Genomic DNA, 15,967 nt, shown 5'->3' with positions numbered 1-15,967 from the left:
AGATTTCATAGGGCAGATTTTAGCAGGCTTCTAATCGTTATCTAGTGTTATCTGTTAAAATTCCAATTATGTTTACAGGAATCATTCAATCAGTCGGCGCAATCACGCAAGCCAATCCCGTTGGCGCAGATATGCATCTTTTTATAGCAAGTACAGCACTCGATATGAGCGATGTAAATCTAGGTGACAGTATCGCAGTCAATGGTACGTGTTTAACCGTGGTTAACATGAGCGAATCACACTTTGAGGCACATGTCTCACAGGAAACGCTGTCCGTGACCGTAGGGCTAAATAAGACCCATCCCGTCAACTTGGAAAAAGCCCTACGCTTATCCGACCGGCTTGGCGGGCACTTAGTGAGCGGGCACGTAGATGGCGTGGGCAAAGTGCTCAAGTTCCAGTCTTTAGGCGAATGCTGGCAACTGGATATTCGCGCACCGCATGCCATCTCAAAATACATTTCAATTAAAGGCTCCATTTGCGTGAATGGCGTGAGTCTTACCGTGAATAAAATCACTGGTGATGACTTCAGCATCAATTTAATACCGCACACATTGGAACACACCACCTTAAATCTTTTAAGTGAGGGGGCTCCCGTCAATCTGGAAGTAGACCAGATTGCACGTTACGTAGAGCGCATGACGCAATGGTCAACAGAAGACCAAATGGCAACACAAGCATCACCAGAAACGCAGGGACACTAGCCATGAATCACACAGAAACATCTATGAACAATATCAGCCCAGCCAAAGAAATTATCGAAGAAATCAGACAGGGCCGCATGGTAGTGCTGGTTGATGATGAGCACCGTGAAAATGAAGGCGACTTAGTGCTTGCCGCACAATTTGCAACCGCAGAACATGTTAACTTTATGGCCAAGTATGGACGCGGCCTGATCTGCCTAACACTGACTGAATCACGCTGTCATCAGCTCAATTTGACCAAGATGGTACAAAAAAATGGTGCACGCATGGGCACCAACTTTACGGTATCCATTGAAGCAGCTGAAGGTGTCACTACCGGCATTTCTGCTGCTGATCGCGCCAGAACCATACAAGCGGCGGTCGCCAAGGCAGCCAAACCTCAGGACATTGTAAGCCCTGGCCATATTTTCCCGCTTAGTGCTATGGATGGTGGCGTATTAGTGCGGGCTGGACATACTGAAGCTGGCTGCGACTTAGCGCACCTTGCAGGCTTAGAGCCGGCTAGCGTCATCTGCGAGATTCTAAAAGATGATGGCAGCATGGCACGCTTGCCCGATTTAATGACATTTGCCGCAGAGCACAAGCTTAAAATTGGCACGATTGCAGATTTAATTCACTATCGTGCTGAGACTGAAAGCCTGATCGAACGCTCGGCAGAGCGTATGGTTCAGACGCCTTATGGCGAAATGAAGCTGATTGCTTACCAAGATAAAATCGCCAAAGAAACACACCTGGTGTTAATCAAAGGCACGCCGAGCCCAGAGCAAGAAGTGCTGGTACGCGTACACGAACCCTTGTCTATTTTTGACCTATTGGATAGCTCGAGCTGCACCCATAGCTGGAACACACTAGAAGCGATGAAGACGATTGCAAATGCTGAAGCTGGCGTCATGATACTACTGCACCATCAAGAGTCTAACGAAACCATTGTGGACCGCATCAAAGGTGCGGATGAACCAATACGTGTCAATCAGGAACTGCGCACTTACGGTATCGGCTCACAAATATTGCTGGACTGTAATGTCCGCAAAATGAAACTGATGGCTAACCCTCGAAAAATGCCTAGTATGGCGGGCTTTGGGTTAGAAGTCACAGGCTATTTAGAAGCAACCAAATCGGCTTAACCTTATGTCTTTAGATAATATAAACCTGACTGGCCACTTTCTTATCGCCATGCCCAACTTGGCAGACCCTTACTTTGCTAAGTCTGTCACCTTTATTTGCACCCATAGCGAAGAAGGTGCGATGGGCATTGTGATTAACCGCCCAACCGACATGACCTACGAAACCCTGTTTGATAAAATCAATATCAAACTAGAGGACACAGCCATAGCAAACAGCCCAGTAATGTTCGGCGGCCCAGTACAACCTGAACGCGGGTTTGTATTACACGAACCATACGGCGACTGGGATAGCTCAATCACCATTAACGATCAAACCTCACTCACTACCTCCAAAGATATTTTAGAAGCGGTAGCAGTAGGTAATGGGCCAAAAAAATTACTATTTTCTTTAGGTTACGCTGGTTGGACACCTAACCAGCTAGAGCAGGAAATCGTACAAAATAGCTGGCTCTCAGTGCAGGCCAAAGACATTAACACCCTTAATAAAATTTTATTTGAAACACCGCATGAAGAGCAATTCAATGCAGCCATGAACCTCTTGGGTTTTGATCCGGCCATGCTCTCAGACGTTGCAGGGCATGCCTAACGGTAGCCACATTACCCATGCAACTAATCGATAATGAAAAAGTTTACAACCAGGCAAATGTGCAATCCGGCACTGTACTTGCCTTTGACTTTGGGGAAAGACGCATCGGCATTGCCGTTGGTGAGCATTTGCTCGCAAGTGCTACCCCGCTCATGACCATAGATAATGAAAGTAACGAGATTCGCTTTCAAATCATCACCAAACTGGTCAATGAGTGGCAACCGCGGCTGTTAGTGGTAGGTTTGCCGTTAAGTCTAGATGGTACCGAACATGCAGTAACGCAACTATGCAAAAAATTTGCACGGCGCCTCAATGGTAGGTTTAACCTGCCTGTAGCACTGATTGATGAGCGCTATAGCTCGGCTGAGGCAAGCCAGCTATTGAATGAAGTCGGCATTAGAGGCCGTGCACAAAAAGAAATGCTAGACCAGGTAGCGGCTCAAACCATATTACAAAGCTATTTTGATCAAGCGCCTAAATAAGATTACATTTGCGCTTAAACTCAATTAGTGCGCACTCCATTAAGAATGACAAGTAACTAGGAATATTCAGTAAAATAACAATATGACTGATGCCAACCACACCCTCGACCATAACCAACTGCCGGATGCAGAAGCCTTACTTCTTGTACTTGCGGACAAACTCAAACCATTACTTAAAGCCAATACCGCTTTAGTCGGCATTCATAGCGGCGGTGTTTGGCTGATGCAGCGCCTGTTAGTGCTGTTAGCAGACCAAATCAAACTACATCAAATCGAACATGGCACGCTAGACGTTTCTTTTTACAGAGACGACTACGCACAGCGCGGCCTAAAGGCAGAAAACCGCCCGAGCCAGATTGCATTTGACGTAGAAAACAAACATATCATTTTAATTGATGATGTGTTCTATACCGGCCGCACCACACGTGCCGCCATGAATGAATTATTTGATTACGGCAGACCTGCCAGCATCACGCTAATCGCACTGGTTAACCGCGGTGGCCGCGAGTTACCGATCGCCCCGCAAATGGTTGCGGCAGATCTATCATTAGCAGCCTCACAACACCTACAGCTAACCAAGTTAGCTGACGGCAGCTTGGCCCTAGAACTTACTCCTCAACACAATAGTGCGAGACCATAACAGCATGAATAACCCTCAACTTGATACTGACGGTCAACTGCGACACCTGCTTTCTATTGAAGGCTTACCCAAAAAGATACTGAATCAGATTTTAGACACCGCAGAATCGTTTGTAGGCGTTGCCGAACGTGAAGTTAAAAAAGTACCGTTACTACGCGGTAAAACTGTCTGTAACCTGTTTTTTGAAAACAGCACCCGCACCCGCACTACTTTTGAAATTGCGGCAAAACGCCTCTCCGCCGATGTTATCAGCTTAAACGTAAGCACATCGTCACAATCTAAAGGCGAAACCATTTTAGACACGGTGGATAACCTAATTGCCATGCATGCAGATATGTTTGTGGTACGCCACGCACAATCAGGTGCTGCACATTTAATTGCCAAGCACGTGCCGCCACACATCCATGTGATTAACGCAGGCGATGGGCGCCACTCACACCCGACACAAGGCTTGTTAGATGTGTTTACCATCCGCAAATATAAACCCGAGTTACACAACCTAAGAGTCGCTATCGTCGGTGATGTTTTACATTCACGCGTAGCCCGCTCAGAGATCCATGCGCTGACTACACTAGGCGTACCAGAAGTACGCGTGATTGCACCAAAAACACTACTGCCGGCCCAAGTGGAGAAACTTGGCGTGCACGTTTACCATGACATGGATGAAGGCCTGAAAGATGTTGACGTCATCATGATGCTACGCTTACAAAATGAGCGCATGAACGGCGCAATGTTACCAAGCTCAGAAGAGTATTTTAAAACCTACGGACTTACCCCTGAACGGCTGGCACTTGCCAAGCCCGATGCGATTGTGATGCACCCGGGCCCCATGAACCGAGGGGTAGAGATTGACTCTACCGTTGCCGATGGCAAACAGTCAGTCATATTGCCGCAAGTCACCTACGGCATTGCCATACGTATGGCGGTAATGGCGATTCTTGGCGGCGGTACAGGAGCAGCACTATGAAGATTCATATTAAAAATGGTCAGGTGATTGACCCAAAAAACAATATTAACGACAAACTGGATGTATTTATCGCTGCTGGCAAAATTGTCAGTATCGGTACCATGCCAGATGGATTTGTTGCCACAAAAACCATTGATGCAACCAACCTGACCGTGTGCCCTGGATTAGTCGACCTATCCGCCAGACTACGTGAACCCGGAGACGAATACAAAGCTAGATTAGCCAGTGAATTACAAGCTGCAGTAGCCGGTGGCGTGACCAGCCTAGCCTGCCCACCTGATACAGACCCTGTACTGGACGAACCTGGCCTGGTAGAGATGCTGAAACACCGCGCTAAACAGCAAGGCCTTGCGCATGTATACCCACTAGGCGCGATGACCAGACAATTAAAAGGTGCCGCACTCTCAGAAATGAACGAGCTGCACACCGCGGGTTGCGTCGGTTTCTCTCAAGCTAATATTGCAGTCACAGACACGCAAGTGCTGTGGCGTGCCATGGAATATGCCGCGACGTTTGGCTTTACGCTATTTTTACATGCTGAAGAGCCATTCTTAGCCGCAAAAGGCGTAGCGCATGATGGCGAAGTTGCTACCAGAATGGGGCTAAAGGGCATTCCGAGCGCCGCAGAAGCGCTGGCACTAGCGAGCATATTGCGTATTGCGCAGGAAACTGGCGCAAGCGTACATATTAGCCGCTTATCTACGGCCGAAGGCGTTGCCATGGTGCGCGCAGCTAAAGCACAAGGCTTAAAAGTAAGCTGTGACGTTAGCGCAAACCATCTGCTACTGACTGAGCATGATATTGCCTACTTTGACGCTAACTGCCACTTGAAACCACCACTACGCACGCAGCGAGACAAAGCTGAGCTGAGTGCAGGCTTAAAAGACGGCACTATTGATGCTATCTGCTCAGATCACACACCTGTGGATGACGATGCAAAATTGGCGCCGTTTGCCGAAGCTGAGATCGGGGCTACTGGCTTAGAACTACTGCTGCCATTAACTCTGAAATGGGCTGCGCAAGAGAAAGTCAGCTTGCCACACGCTATTGAGCGCATCACCAAGGCATCCGCCAATATTTTAGGGGTTGCCGCTGGTGACTTAAGCCCTAACAGCAATGCGGATCTGTGCATTTTTGATGCAAACGAGTACTGGAAAGTCAGCCCAAAAACACTGAAAAGCCAAGGTAAAAACTCTCCGTTCACCGGGCTGGAGCTTGCGGGCAAAGTGAAGTTTACTTTGGTCAATGGGCAAGTGGTGTATCACGACTAGAGCAAGCTCCAAGCCTTATGGCATTTAACTTGCAATAAAAAAGGCGCTGATCATCAGCGCCTTTTTTATTCAGATGGCTACAGCTACACGATGCCTAATGCATCGAGCCCTGCGGACAAGTCTTTACTGTGCGCGCCTTTACCTTCCAGTTTAATTTTAAGGCGCAAGTCGTTGACTGAGTCAGCGTTGCGCAAGGCATCTTCGTAAGTAATGGCATCTGCCTCATACAAATCAAATAATGATTGGTCAAAGGTTTGCATACCCAGCTCGCGCGATTTCGCAATAATCTCTTTAATCTCATGCACTTCGCCTTTAAAGATCAAATCTGAGATCAATGGCGAGTTAAGCATCACTTCCATCGCGGCGGTCCTGCCCTTGCCTTCTTTTTTAGGAATTAAGCGCTGCGACACAAACGCACGCACATTTAACGATAAATCCATCAGCAATTGATGGCGACGTTCTTCCGGGAAGAAGTTAATAATACGGTCTAGCGCTTGATTGGTACTATTGGCATGCAATGTGGCCATACACAGGTGACCGGTTTCGGCAAAGGCAATCGCATAATCCATGGTTTCCCGGTCGCGAATCTCACCAATTAAAATCACATCCGGTGCCTGACGCAAGGTGTTTTTCAAGGCGATATGCCAATTGTCCGTATCTACTCCCACCTCGCGCTGGGTCACAATACAGTTTTTGTGCTCATGCACGAACTCAACTGGGTCTTCAATGGTAATAATATGCCCATAGCTATTTTGATTACGATAACCCACCATTGCGGCGAGTGAGGTTGACTTACCGGAGCCTGTACCGCCCACAAAAATAACCAAGCCACGTTTGGTCATCGCCACGTCTTTGAGTACTGGCGGCAAGCCCAAATCATCAATTTCAGGAATTTTGGTGGTAATCGTTCTAAATACTAGGCCTACAGAGCCACGTTGCACAAAGGCATTGACACGAAAACGTGCCACACTAGGGATGCCAATCGCAAAGTTACACTCATTGGTAGCATCAAACTCCGCAGTTTGCTTATCGTTCATAATCGCCCGTGAAATTTCACGCGCCTGCAACGCTGTTAATACTTGGCTGCTCAGTGGCGTTACTTTACCATCCACCTTAATTGCCGGCGGGAACCCAACGGTAATGAACAAATCAGAAGCGTTTTTAGCCAACATCAACCGTAATAAGTCGAACACAAACTTCTCAGCTTGCCCTTTTTCCATTTGCCCTTGCACGATGACTCCCTCTACTAAACCTAATATGAATGCGTTACCCTGAATACAACCCTAGATAAAACCGGATTATCTAGCCCAAGATCGCGTCTTTGTTTGCAGCTTTAGAACGCGCTTCATTTGCTGAAACCACACCGCGTTTTACTAAATCCTGTAAGTTCTGATCCAAGGTTTGCATACCAACATTTTGCCCGGTTTGAATCGCTGAATACATTTGTGGAATCTTATTCTCACGAATCAGGTTACGAATCGCCGGCGTACCAATCATAATTTCGTGTGCGGCAACGCGTCCCTGCTCGTCTTTAGTTTTTAACAAGGTTTGAGAAATCACCGCACGTAAAGATTCAGATAACATAGAGCGCACCATTTCTTTTTCAGCCGCGGGGAACACGTCAATAATACGGTCTACCGTTTTTGCCGCAGAGCTGGTATGCAAGGTACCGAACACCATATGCCCAGTTTCTGCTGCGGTTAGTGCTAAACGTATCGTTTCTAAATCGCGTAACTCACCCACCAAAATCACGTCCGGGTCTTCACGCAATGCTGAACGTAACGCATTGTTAAATGACAATGTATGTGGCCCAACCTCACGCTGGTTAATTAAGCACTTTTTAGATTGATGCACAAACTCGATTGGATCTTCCACGGTCAGAATATGCCCAAACTCTTTGTCGTTGATGTAATCAATCATCGCCGCCAGCGTTGTGGATTTACCAGAGCCAGTAGGACCAGTTACCAAACAGATACCACGCGGGGTATCTGCAATATCTTTAAAAATAGCCGGGCAATTCAACTGCTCCAGCGTTAATATTTTTGAAGGAATGGTGCGGAATACAGCACCAGAGCCGCGATTATGGTTAAAGGCGTTAACGCGGAAACGCGCTAAGTTAGGAATCTCGAATGAAAAGTCACACTCCAGTGTTTCTTCATACACCTTGCGCTGTCCGTCATTCATGATGTCATACACCATGTCATGCACTTCGCTATGGTCCATCGCTGGTACGTTGATTTTTCTGATATCGCCGTGTACACGGATCATTGGAGGCAGGCCTGCAGACAAGTGCAAATCTGAGGCTTTATTTTTCACTGAAAATGCGAGTAAATCCGAAATATCCACAACCTGCTCCTGATATAATTCTTATGGTTAATTTTTAATTATTACATGCTCGAACTTCTAGGCTTAGTGAATTATGACCACAATTAGCAATCGCTTGCAAGATATTCTAGCAACTATTCAATCTGCCGCCGCAACCAGCCCCAGCCATCAACAGGTGCAATTACTTGCAGTAAGTAAAGCGCAGCCGGCTGCCGCGATTCGCGATGCGTATGCAGCAGGACAAACCGCCTTTGGTGAGAACTATAGCCAAGAGGCAGTGGAAAAACAAAAACAGCTTACGGACCTTGCCATAGAATGGCACTTTATTGGGCCTATACAAAGCAACAAGACCCAAGTGATTGGGCAGAACTTCAGCTGGGTGCACAGCGTAGACCGCCTAAAAATTGCCCAGCGCTTGAACGAAGCCAGGTCATCCATAGCGCAGCCACTGCAGGTCTGCATACAAGTCAATGTCAGTAACGAAGATACCAAAAGCGGCGTATTACCAGAGCAGCTGGAAGCGTTAGCAGCGGCGATTAATGCACTGCCCCATCTAAAACTGCGCGGCCTGATGGCGATTCCGGCGCCAACCATAGACTTGGCGCAGCAGATTGCACAATTTAAACAAGTAAGAGAGTGCTATGATGCACTTATCCGCAAAGGCTATGCACTAGATACGCTGTCTATCGGCATGTCTAATGACTACCAAACAGCAATTAGCCAAGGCGCTACCATAGTGCGCATAGGCTCAGCACTGTTTGGTGCAAGAGCGCCTTTAAAGGCAGCGTAATACCAATTACAAGCAGATGTGGCTGGCACTGCCATGCATGAATACAAAAATAAATTAAATACGTAATATAAATAAACACTTAAGATAATTAAATACTAGAATTTAAGGGCATAAATGAAGATTAACTTTATTGGCGGCGGCAATATGGCGCGCGCAATTATTGGCGGTTTGAAACAAAATGGTTTTGCTATGTCAGATATCACTGTGCTGGAGCCTGATGCGCAAAAAAGAACGGAATTAGCACAAGACCTTAATGTCCAAGTTACCGACACTTATGCTGAGTTTCGCAACACTGATGTGATTGTGTTAGCTGTTAAACCACAGCAACTTAAGGAAGTTTGCCAGCAATTAAATCCTGCACTTACCTCGCAACTTGTCGTTTCTATTGCGGCAGGTGTTAGAAGCAAAGATATGTCTACCTGGCTCAATCACTACCAAGGGATTGTGCGTGTTATGCCAAACACACCCGCACAAATTCAGGCTGGCGTTTCTGCACTGTATGCAATGCCGCAAGTAACGCAAACGCAGCGTGAGCAAGCAACCACGATCCTTGCCGCAGTGGGCAAAACCTTATGGCTGGATGATGAGGCAAAAATGGACGCGGTCACTGCGATATCAGGCAGTGGTCCAGCTTATGTGTTCTACTTTATAGAGGCTTTGCAGGCAGCAGGCGTAGCGTTAGGCTTGAAAGATGAAGAGGCCAACATGCTAGCACTGCAGACCTTTGCCGGCGCCAGTTTATTAGCAACGCAAAGCAACACTGACGTTAAAACCCTACGCGCGCAAGTAACCTCTAAGGGCGGCACAACCGAACAAGGTATCCTGACTTTGGAGTCTGCAAATATTAAACATATCGTTGCGCAAGCGGCAAAAGCAGCTGCCGATAAGTCTGTGACATTAGGAGACCTACTAGGTCAATAATTACCTAGGAAACACTATGCTTAACAACGTCATCTTATTTTTACTGCAAGCCGTACTCAGCATTCTCAGCTTTGCATTCTTATTACGTTTTTACTTACAACTGACCAAGGCACCATTTCAAAATCAACTTGCGCAGCTAATCGTCACCGTGACTAATTTTGCAGTAAAACCATTACGCCGCTTTTTGCCTAGCATTGGCAAAATAGACCTATCTACGCTAGTACTAGCTTACCTCACACAGCTTATTCTTAGCGTATGTACCTTATGGCTTAAAGGCTTTCCTATCCTAATTGCAGGCAGTACAGTTTGGGTTGTTATTTTCGGCGTAGCACTGATTGGTATTGTCAGCATTAGCCTCTCTATTTTCTTATATGCAGTTTTAATTCAGGCCATTTTAAGTTGGGTTAACCCGCACACGCCGATTGCGCCAGTTTTAAATAGTCTGACTTATCCGGTATTACGCATTTTCAGAAAATACATCCCGCCTGCGGGAAATTTTGACCTGAGTCCATTGGCGTTTATCATTACGGCACAGTTATTGCTAACTACAATACTAATTCCATTAGAAAACAACTTACTATCTACGTTGTAAGTTAAGATAACACCATGAGTATATCGATATCTAATTCTGCACCGCACCAGGCAACGGCTGCTATTTCGACCTTAACTTCGAAAATTACAGAGTACAGTCAATGGCGAGCGAATCTTATTGCTACGATTGACGAATATATCGATTGGACTGGCCATGCCGAAGCGCTAAATGCCATACAAGAATTAAGACTGTATGACATTAAAGAAATCTTAAAGAAAGATCAGTTGGTATTAGCATTCCTGGCCGAGTTCTCTCGCGGAAAAACCGAGACCATTAACGCACTATTCTTTTCAGACTTTAACCAAAGACTGTTGCCGAGCGAGCCTGGGCGCACGACCATGTGCCCTACCGAAATTTTCTGGAGCGACAAAGAAGAGCCTTGCATCAAGCTGCTACCAATTGAAACCAGGCAATCTGACGACACACTCAGCTACCTGAAAAGCACACCAGATGTCTGGCACAAAATAAGGCTAGATATTCATTCTGCCGATGCAATGAAGCAAACCTTACGCGCGCTGGTGCAAAAGCGAGAAGTCGACATTGATACTGCAAAAAAACTAGGTTTCTGGAATGAAGATGACTCCAGCATGCAAAGGCAGTTAGAGGAAAGCGGTAAAGTCGAGATTCCAGTGTGGCGCCATGCGCTGATTAACTACCCACATCCACTCCTGAAAAATGGTTTAGTAGTTTTAGATACACCTGGCCTTAATACTATGGGCGCAGAGCCAGAGCTTACCCTCAGCATTCTGCCAAATGCGCAAGCAATTCTATTTTTAACCGCCACAGACACAGGCATTACTAAATCAGACATGCAGATTTGGAACAGCTATGTACAAAAACGCGCTGCACATAAGCTGGTTGTATTAAACAAAATTGATATTCTGTGGGATGGCCTGGAGTCCGACGCCGAAGTCGAGTTGTTAATTCAAAAGCAAATTAAAAATACGGCGCATGAGTTGGGGTTAGATTCGCAAAACATTTTTGCTATCTCGGCACAAAAAGCTTTGGTCGCTAAAATCCGCAAAGATGAAGCACTGCTCAAACGTAGCGGCATTAACCACCTAGAAAACTCACTTGCTGAGCAAATGGTGCAATCCAAGCACGAAATTTTAGGCAGAGCAGTGGTAACAGAGTGCTCTAATATGATTAGAGCATCGCGCAAGATAGCGCAGATCCGTGTTGATGGCGTTAAAAACCAACTCGCAGAACTACGAGAGCTACAACATAAAAGCCATGATGCTTCTAAAGAAATTTTAGCCAAAGTAGTTGCGGAACGTAAACGCTACGAATCATCCATTCTTACCTTTAATCAAGGTAGTGAAAAAATCAAAAGATTAAGCAGCAAGCTATTGCGCCACTTAAGCCTGGGTTATTTAGACACAACGCTGGCTCAAACCAAGCAAGATATGGGTGATAGCTGGACCACTGTAGGCCTTAACCGCAACATTCGTGAAATCACCCGATTAGCCATCAACCTTGCTGAAGAAATTAGCATTGAAGGCCAAATTATTAAGAAACATGCCGATGATTTATATCAGCTGTTTTGGAGTAAACATGGCTTTGAGAAGACAGAGGCAGTTCAGCTCGACATGCGTCACTTTATTGAGAACATTCAAGCTTTGGAGAAAGTGACTGAGGAGTTCTGCAGCAGCCCAGTTAACCTGCTGACAGAAAAGAACTTCTTGATTCGTAAGTTCTTTTTAGGCCTAGGCGTACAAATTCAGGCTATTTTTGAACAAGCACATTTAGACTGTACGCACTGGCTCAACCAAGTGATTGGCGAGCTGAAAAATCAAATCAATGTACACAAAACTGCGCTGGACCAACGGGCTGAATCATTGATGGAATCGCACAACAACGCAGACAAAGTGATTAAAAATATAGCCAATGCTGAAAAAGACCTGATCAAATACCAAGATCAATCCAATCAGCTAGATGCAACCTTACTCAAGCTAATGCGTAGTGTTAAATTTAGTACTGATCATCACAAAGAGCACGCCACAGAGAACCACATGGTGCATTTGAATGTAACGACTAAGAGCAATATGAGTGAGCGTGAGATCAATAAATCAAGCGTTAAGTTTGATGCTCCGTTTATTTAGCTTTGCAGGGCATATAAGCAAATGTGATTAGTGCCGGCTTAATACATACTTGAGAAGCACCAGACAAGATTAGACCAACGAGTGGGCTTAGTTGTCATGCAACTACATCAAAATGATATCAAACGACTCTTGTGCATAGCTAGGCTCAACCTGCAGGGAAATAGGCTTAGCAATAAAATCAGACAGATTCGCTAGACTCTGCGACTCTTCATCCAATAACATTTCTATCACCTTCGGTGCAGCAAGTACGCGTAACTCACGCGCACTAAACTGCCGAGCCTCACGTAGCAGTTCGCGTAGAATTTCATAACAGACGGTTTGCGCGGTTTTTAACTCACCTCTGCCCTTACAGGTTGAGCACGGCTCACAAAGAATGTGCGCCAAACTTTCCCGCGTTCTTTTACGCGTCATTTCCACCAAACCCAGCGGTGTAAATCCATTAATACCAGTACGCGCCCGATCGCGAGCCACGGCTTTCTGCAGCTCATCCAGCACGGCTGCACGCTGCACGTCCTCATCCATATCAATAAAATCAATAATGATGATGCCCCCCAGATTACGTAACCGCAATTGGCGAGCGATGGATTGCGCTGCTTCGAGATTGGTTTTAAAGATGGTATCGGACAGGTTTTTGCCGCTCACAAAACTGCCGGTGTTAACATCAACTGTGGTCAAAGCTTCAGTCTGGTCAAAAATCAAATAGCCGCCAGATTTCAACTCCACTTTGCGCGACATGGCTTTTTCAATTTCCTGCTCAATACTATATAAATCGAACAGTGGGCGCTCACCTTGGTAATGAACTAATTTATCTAAGGCAGCAATTGCATATAAATTAGAAAAGTCCACCAAACGCTGGTAGGTCTCACTAGAGTCCACACGCACCATTTCTGTATCTGCACAGAGTACGTCACGCAGCACCCGCATTGGCAGGTTCAAGTCTTGAAAAATCAAGGTGCGCTCAGGCACTGTGATGCTTTGCTTTTTAATGTGCTGCCAGGTTTTATTTAAGTAATCAATATCAGCCAACAACTCTTCGTCAGTTGCGGCTTCTGACATGGTACGAATGATATAACCACCCACCCTATCCTCAGGCAGCAGTCCAAGCAAGCGGGCTTTTAACGACTCGCGCTCAGCTTCTATCTCAATACGCTGCGACACTCCGATATGCTCTTGTTGCGGCAAATACACCAAAAAGCGCCCGGCAATACTGATATGGGTCGTCAAGCGTGCGCCTTTAGTACCAATCGGCTCTTTAATCACCTGCACCATTACAGATTGGCCTTCATGCAACACTTCTTGTATTGGCCGCTTCAGATCTGCATCACCGCACGCCAACACATCCCCTGCATGCAAGAAAGCGGCACGCTGCAAGCCAATCTCGACAAAGGCCGACTGCATACCCGGCAACACCCGGCACACCACGCCTCTGTAAATATTACCAACCAAACCTAGTGATGAGCTACGTTCAATCTGCAACTCTTGCACCACGCCATTTTCCATCATGGCAATACGTGTCTCTTGCGGTGTTACGTTAATTAATACTTCTTCGCTCAATTTATACCCACTTCATTCATTAATCGTTTAAATCGTAATAATGCGATGTTTTCTTAACAAAGCTGCGGTCTCAAATATCGGCAACCCCATCACGCCGGTATAACTTCCTTCAATTCTTTTGATCCAAGCTCCAGCTAAGCCTTGTATGCCATAACTGCCAGCCTTGTCTCGATGATCTCCTGTGGCAATATATTTCTCAATTTGTTCCGCTGATAACGGCATCATTTCCACATTGGTCGAGCTCAGCAACACCTCAATTTCACCATTAAGGTTCAGGGCAACTGCAGTGTGCACTTGATGTACGCCTGCTGATAGGCTGTTGAGTATTGCACGCGCATCGTCATCATCTACCGGCTTGCCTAACACCGCGCTCGACAGTGCCACCGTGGTATCTGCCGCTAAAATAGGGTAATCCAGATGCTCTGCAGCCAACAGTGCAGTGCAGGCGGCGGCTTTTTCTCGGGCAAGTCTAGTGACGTACTGCACAGGAGACTCGTCCAGTAACTGAGATTCATCAATATCTGCTGGGAAGATTTTGCAATCCAGCCCGATCTGCTTTAACAGTTCCACACGACGCGGGCTACGCGATGCAAGAATAATGGTTGAGTTGTTATGATTATTTTTCCACATACATGCACTTTAATTTACTATCTAAGAATTAACAACGCGTTAATCACGTTAGATTTAATGAAACGGAAATAAATATGATGGATTGGCCAAGTTTATTTAAGATTAGTCTAGGTTTGTTTGCCATTGTAAACCCGATTGGTAGCGTACCTATTTTTATTAGCGCCACCAGCGGCTGGAGTAGTACAGAGCGAGCACACACCGCAAGAACCGTCGCATTTTCGGTGTTCATCATATTAACAATCTCGTCACTGATGGGCGATAAAATCTTAGACTTCTTCGGCGTATCCATTCCATCGTTTCAGGTAGGTGGCGGCATTTTACTGATGCTGATTGCCATCTCCATGATGCATGGCAAGCAAAGCGGCACCCGCCAAACGCCGGAGGAAGCACAAACCCTAGCCGAGCGAGAGGTGATCGCTATTGTGCCACTGAGCATTCCGTTACTCGCGGGCCCAGGCGCCATCAGCAATATGATTATTGCGGCACAAAAGAGTGCCACTTTGCTAGGCCATCTTTCCCTCATCATTCCAATATTGCTGGTCTGCATTACTATCTGGCTAGCCTTAAAACTGTCGGTTCGCATCTCAAACCAGCTCGGATCTATCGGCATTAATGTAGTCACACGATTGATGGGCTTGATTCTAGCGGCCATGGCCGTAGAGTTTATTGCGCATGGTTTGACAGGCCTATTCCCCTCGCTAGCTTGATGCCGGCGCGCCTTTCAAATTAAGTATGCCTACATAAATAGATATTTCAGCAAATGGCATGCTTCAGAGTAAAATAACGTTAAATTAATTTAAGATCACATTATGCAATGGAAGCCACACGCCACAGTCGCGGCGATTATTGAAGAAAACGGTAAATTCCTGCTGGTAGAAGAAACCACAGACCGCGGCAACCGCTTTAACCAACCAGCCGGCCACTTGGAAGATGGCGAAACACTGCTAGAAGCAGTGATACGCGAAACGCTAGAAGAAACCGCCTATACATTCCAGCCAACCAGCTTACTTGGCATTTACCATTGGAAGCATGAGCACAATGACACTACCTATTTAAGGTTTGCCTATATTGGCAAGGTAATCCAGCATCGCCCAGAACTTGGTCTGGACGATGGCATTATCCGTACAGTGTGGATGACCATGGATGAAATACGCAGCAACGCCATGCTCATGCGCAGCCCACAAGTCATTACTTGCATTGAAGACTACCTGAATGGACAACACTTTCCATTATCAGTGATTACACACTTATAACTCGAACACCCTATCGAATTTGAATC

The 15,967-nt window shown here is 46.2% G+C and carries 17 protein-coding genes; 13 read left to right on the top strand and 4 right to left on the bottom strand.

Annotated elements, in window-relative coordinates:
* Window positions 1-68: 68 nt before the first annotated feature.
* From VGD82_RS07650 to VGD82_RS07620, 7 genes are all read left to right on the top strand, one after another.
* Window positions 69-704 carry a riboflavin synthase gene (locus VGD82_RS07650; protein ID WP_331019831.1) on the top strand — a complete coding sequence of 212 codons (636 nt, stop codon included), beginning with the start codon at window positions 69-71 and terminating at the stop codon, window positions 702-704.
* A 2-nt stretch (window positions 705-706) separates the two neighbouring features.
* Entirely contained in the window at window positions 707-1,828 is a 1,122-nt protein-coding gene (gene ribBA, locus VGD82_RS07645; protein ID WP_331019830.1) for a bifunctional 3,4-dihydroxy-2-butanone-4-phosphate synthase/GTP cyclohydrolase II, read from the top strand.
* A 4-nt stretch (window positions 1,829-1,832) separates the two neighbouring features.
* Window positions 1,833-2,414, top strand: coding sequence for a YqgE/AlgH family protein (locus VGD82_RS07640; RefSeq protein ID WP_331019829.1), 582 nt, complete (start codon window positions 1,833-1,835; stop codon window positions 2,412-2,414).
* A gap of 17 nt (window positions 2,415-2,431) precedes the next feature.
* Window positions 2,432-2,896 (top strand): Holliday junction resolvase RuvX, encoded by a 465-nt coding sequence (ruvX, locus tag VGD82_RS07635; protein WP_331019828.1) that lies wholly within the window; start codon window positions 2,432-2,434, stop codon window positions 2,894-2,896.
* A gap of 82 nt (window positions 2,897-2,978) precedes the next feature.
* Window positions 2,979-3,536: a bifunctional pyr operon transcriptional regulator/uracil phosphoribosyltransferase PyrR gene (gene pyrR / locus VGD82_RS07630; protein WP_331019827.1), complete on the top strand. Its 558-nt coding sequence runs from the start codon at window positions 2,979-2,981 to the stop codon at window positions 3,534-3,536.
* 4 nt (window positions 3,537-3,540) lie between these two features.
* A complete protein-coding gene (locus tag VGD82_RS07625) occupies window positions 3,541-4,503 on the top strand; it encodes an aspartate carbamoyltransferase catalytic subunit (protein ID WP_135276105.1) in 963 nt (320 codons plus the stop codon).
* Complete coding sequence (locus VGD82_RS07620) at window positions 4,500-5,774, top strand: dihydroorotase (protein ID WP_331019826.1); 1,275 nt, start codon at window positions 4,500-4,502, stop codon at window positions 5,772-5,774. Before VGD82_RS07625 ends, VGD82_RS07620 begins: the two co-directional genes overlap by 4 nt.
* An 83-nt stretch (window positions 5,775-5,857) precedes the next feature.
* Here the strand turns inward: VGD82_RS07620 and VGD82_RS07615 are convergent, their stop codons facing one another.
* Together VGD82_RS07615 and VGD82_RS07610 are read right to left on the bottom strand one after the other, a co-directional pair.
* Window positions 5,858-6,994, bottom strand: coding sequence for a PilT/PilU family type 4a pilus ATPase (locus VGD82_RS07615; protein ID WP_331019839.1), 1,137 nt, complete (start codon window positions 6,992-6,994; stop codon window positions 5,858-5,860).
* 82 nt (window positions 6,995-7,076) lie between these two features.
* Window positions 7,077-8,120: a type IV pilus twitching motility protein PilT gene (locus VGD82_RS07610; protein ID WP_331019825.1), complete on the bottom strand. Its 1,044-nt coding sequence runs from the start codon at window positions 8,118-8,120 to the stop codon at window positions 7,077-7,079.
* 73 nt (window positions 8,121-8,193) lie between these two features.
* Here VGD82_RS07610 and VGD82_RS07605 point away from each other — a divergent pair, with 73 nt between their 5' ends.
* The 4 genes from VGD82_RS07605 (at window position 8,194) to VGD82_RS07590 (ending at window position 12,504) form a co-directional block, all read left to right on the top strand.
* A complete protein-coding gene (locus tag VGD82_RS07605) occupies window positions 8,194-8,889 on the top strand; it encodes a YggS family pyridoxal phosphate-dependent enzyme (RefSeq protein WP_331019824.1) in 696 nt (231 codons plus the stop codon).
* Window positions 8,890-9,003: 114 nt separating this feature from the next.
* Window positions 9,004-9,810: a pyrroline-5-carboxylate reductase gene (gene proC / locus VGD82_RS07600; protein ID WP_331019823.1), complete on the top strand. Its 807-nt coding sequence runs from the start codon at window positions 9,004-9,006 to the stop codon at window positions 9,808-9,810.
* A 16-nt stretch (window positions 9,811-9,826) separates the two neighbouring features.
* Window positions 9,827-10,402 carry a YggT family protein gene (locus tag VGD82_RS07595; RefSeq protein WP_331019822.1) on the top strand — a complete coding sequence of 192 codons (576 nt, stop codon included), beginning with the start codon at window positions 9,827-9,829 and terminating at the stop codon, window positions 10,400-10,402.
* 14 nt (window positions 10,403-10,416) lie between these two features.
* Window positions 10,417-12,504 carry a dynamin family protein gene (locus VGD82_RS07590; RefSeq protein WP_331019821.1) on the top strand — a complete coding sequence of 696 codons (2,088 nt, stop codon included), beginning with the start codon at window positions 10,417-10,419 and terminating at the stop codon, window positions 12,502-12,504.
* 102 nt (window positions 12,505-12,606) lie between these two features.
* Here VGD82_RS07590 and rng read toward each other — a convergent pair whose 3' ends face one another.
* Window positions 12,607-14,058: a ribonuclease G gene (gene rng / locus VGD82_RS07585; RefSeq protein ID WP_331019820.1), complete on the bottom strand. Its 1,452-nt coding sequence runs from the start codon at window positions 14,056-14,058 to the stop codon at window positions 12,607-12,609.
* A gap of 27 nt (window positions 14,059-14,085) precedes the next feature.
* Complete coding sequence (locus VGD82_RS07580; protein ID WP_331019819.1) at window positions 14,086-14,688, bottom strand: Maf family protein; 603 nt, start codon at window positions 14,686-14,688, stop codon at window positions 14,086-14,088.
* Between the two features lie 74 nt (window positions 14,689-14,762).
* Here VGD82_RS07580 and VGD82_RS07575 point away from each other — a divergent pair, with 74 nt between their 5' ends.
* Both VGD82_RS07575 and VGD82_RS07570 read left to right on the top strand, forming a co-directional pair.
* Window positions 14,763-15,395, top strand: coding sequence for a YchE family NAAT transporter (locus VGD82_RS07575; RefSeq protein ID WP_331019818.1), 633 nt, complete (start codon window positions 14,763-14,765; stop codon window positions 15,393-15,395).
* Window positions 15,396-15,497: 102 nt separating this feature from the next.
* On the top strand, window positions 15,498-15,941 hold the full coding sequence (locus VGD82_RS07570) for an NUDIX hydrolase (RefSeq protein ID WP_331019817.1): 444 nt from the start codon (window positions 15,498-15,500) through the stop codon (window positions 15,939-15,941).
* The last annotated feature ends 26 nt before the right edge of the window (window positions 15,942-15,967 follow it).

This window comes from Methylotenera sp. (assembly GCF_036401095.1).
In the GTDB taxonomy this organism is placed as follows: Bacteria; Pseudomonadota; Gammaproteobacteria; order Burkholderiales; family Methylophilaceae; genus Methylotenera.
The sequence above is the reverse complement of the archived record's forward strand: the minus strand, read 5'-3'. Positions and strand labels throughout refer to the sequence as shown.

What these genes read in the sequence shown, in the direction of transcription:
- VGD82_RS07605 (WP_331019824.1), top strand. Translation starts at nt 8,194, where the DNA reads ATGACCACAATTAGCAATCGCTTGCAAGATATTCTAGCAACTATTCAA.
- proC (WP_331019823.1), top strand. Translation starts at nt 9,004, where the DNA reads ATGAAGATTAACTTTATTGGCGGCGGCAATATGGCGCGCGCAATTATT.
- VGD82_RS07650 (WP_331019831.1), top strand. Translation starts at nt 69, where the DNA reads ATGTTTACAGGAATCATTCAATCAGTCGGCGCAATCACGCAAGCCAAT.
- ribBA (WP_331019830.1), top strand. Translation starts at nt 707, where the DNA reads ATGAATCACACAGAAACATCTATGAACAATATCAGCCCAGCCAAAGAA.
- VGD82_RS07595 (WP_331019822.1), top strand. Translation starts at nt 9,827, where the DNA reads ATGCTTAACAACGTCATCTTATTTTTACTGCAAGCCGTACTCAGCATT.
- VGD82_RS07615 (WP_331019839.1), bottom strand. Translation starts at nt 6,994, where the DNA reads ATGGAAAAAGGGCAAGCTGAGAAGTTTGTGTTCGACTTATTACGGTTG.
- VGD82_RS07570 (WP_331019817.1), top strand. Translation starts at nt 15,498, where the DNA reads ATGCAATGGAAGCCACACGCCACAGTCGCGGCGATTATTGAAGAAAAC.
- pyrR (WP_331019827.1), top strand. Translation starts at nt 2,979, where the DNA reads ATGACTGATGCCAACCACACCCTCGACCATAACCAACTGCCGGATGCA.
- VGD82_RS07620 (WP_331019826.1), top strand. Translation starts at nt 4,500, where the DNA reads ATGAAGATTCATATTAAAAATGGTCAGGTGATTGACCCAAAAAACAAT.
- VGD82_RS07580 (WP_331019819.1), bottom strand. Translation starts at nt 14,688, where the DNA reads ATGTGGAAAAATAATCATAACAACTCAACCATTATTCTTGCATCGCGT.
- VGD82_RS07575 (WP_331019818.1), top strand. Translation starts at nt 14,763, where the DNA reads ATGATGGATTGGCCAAGTTTATTTAAGATTAGTCTAGGTTTGTTTGCC.
- VGD82_RS07590 (WP_331019821.1), top strand. Translation starts at nt 10,417, where the DNA reads ATGAGTATATCGATATCTAATTCTGCACCGCACCAGGCAACGGCTGCT.
- VGD82_RS07640 (WP_331019829.1), top strand. Translation starts at nt 1,833, where the DNA reads ATGTCTTTAGATAATATAAACCTGACTGGCCACTTTCTTATCGCCATG.
- ruvX (WP_331019828.1), top strand. Translation starts at nt 2,432, where the DNA reads ATGCAACTAATCGATAATGAAAAAGTTTACAACCAGGCAAATGTGCAA.
- VGD82_RS07625 (WP_135276105.1), top strand. Translation starts at nt 3,541, where the DNA reads ATGAATAACCCTCAACTTGATACTGACGGTCAACTGCGACACCTGCTT.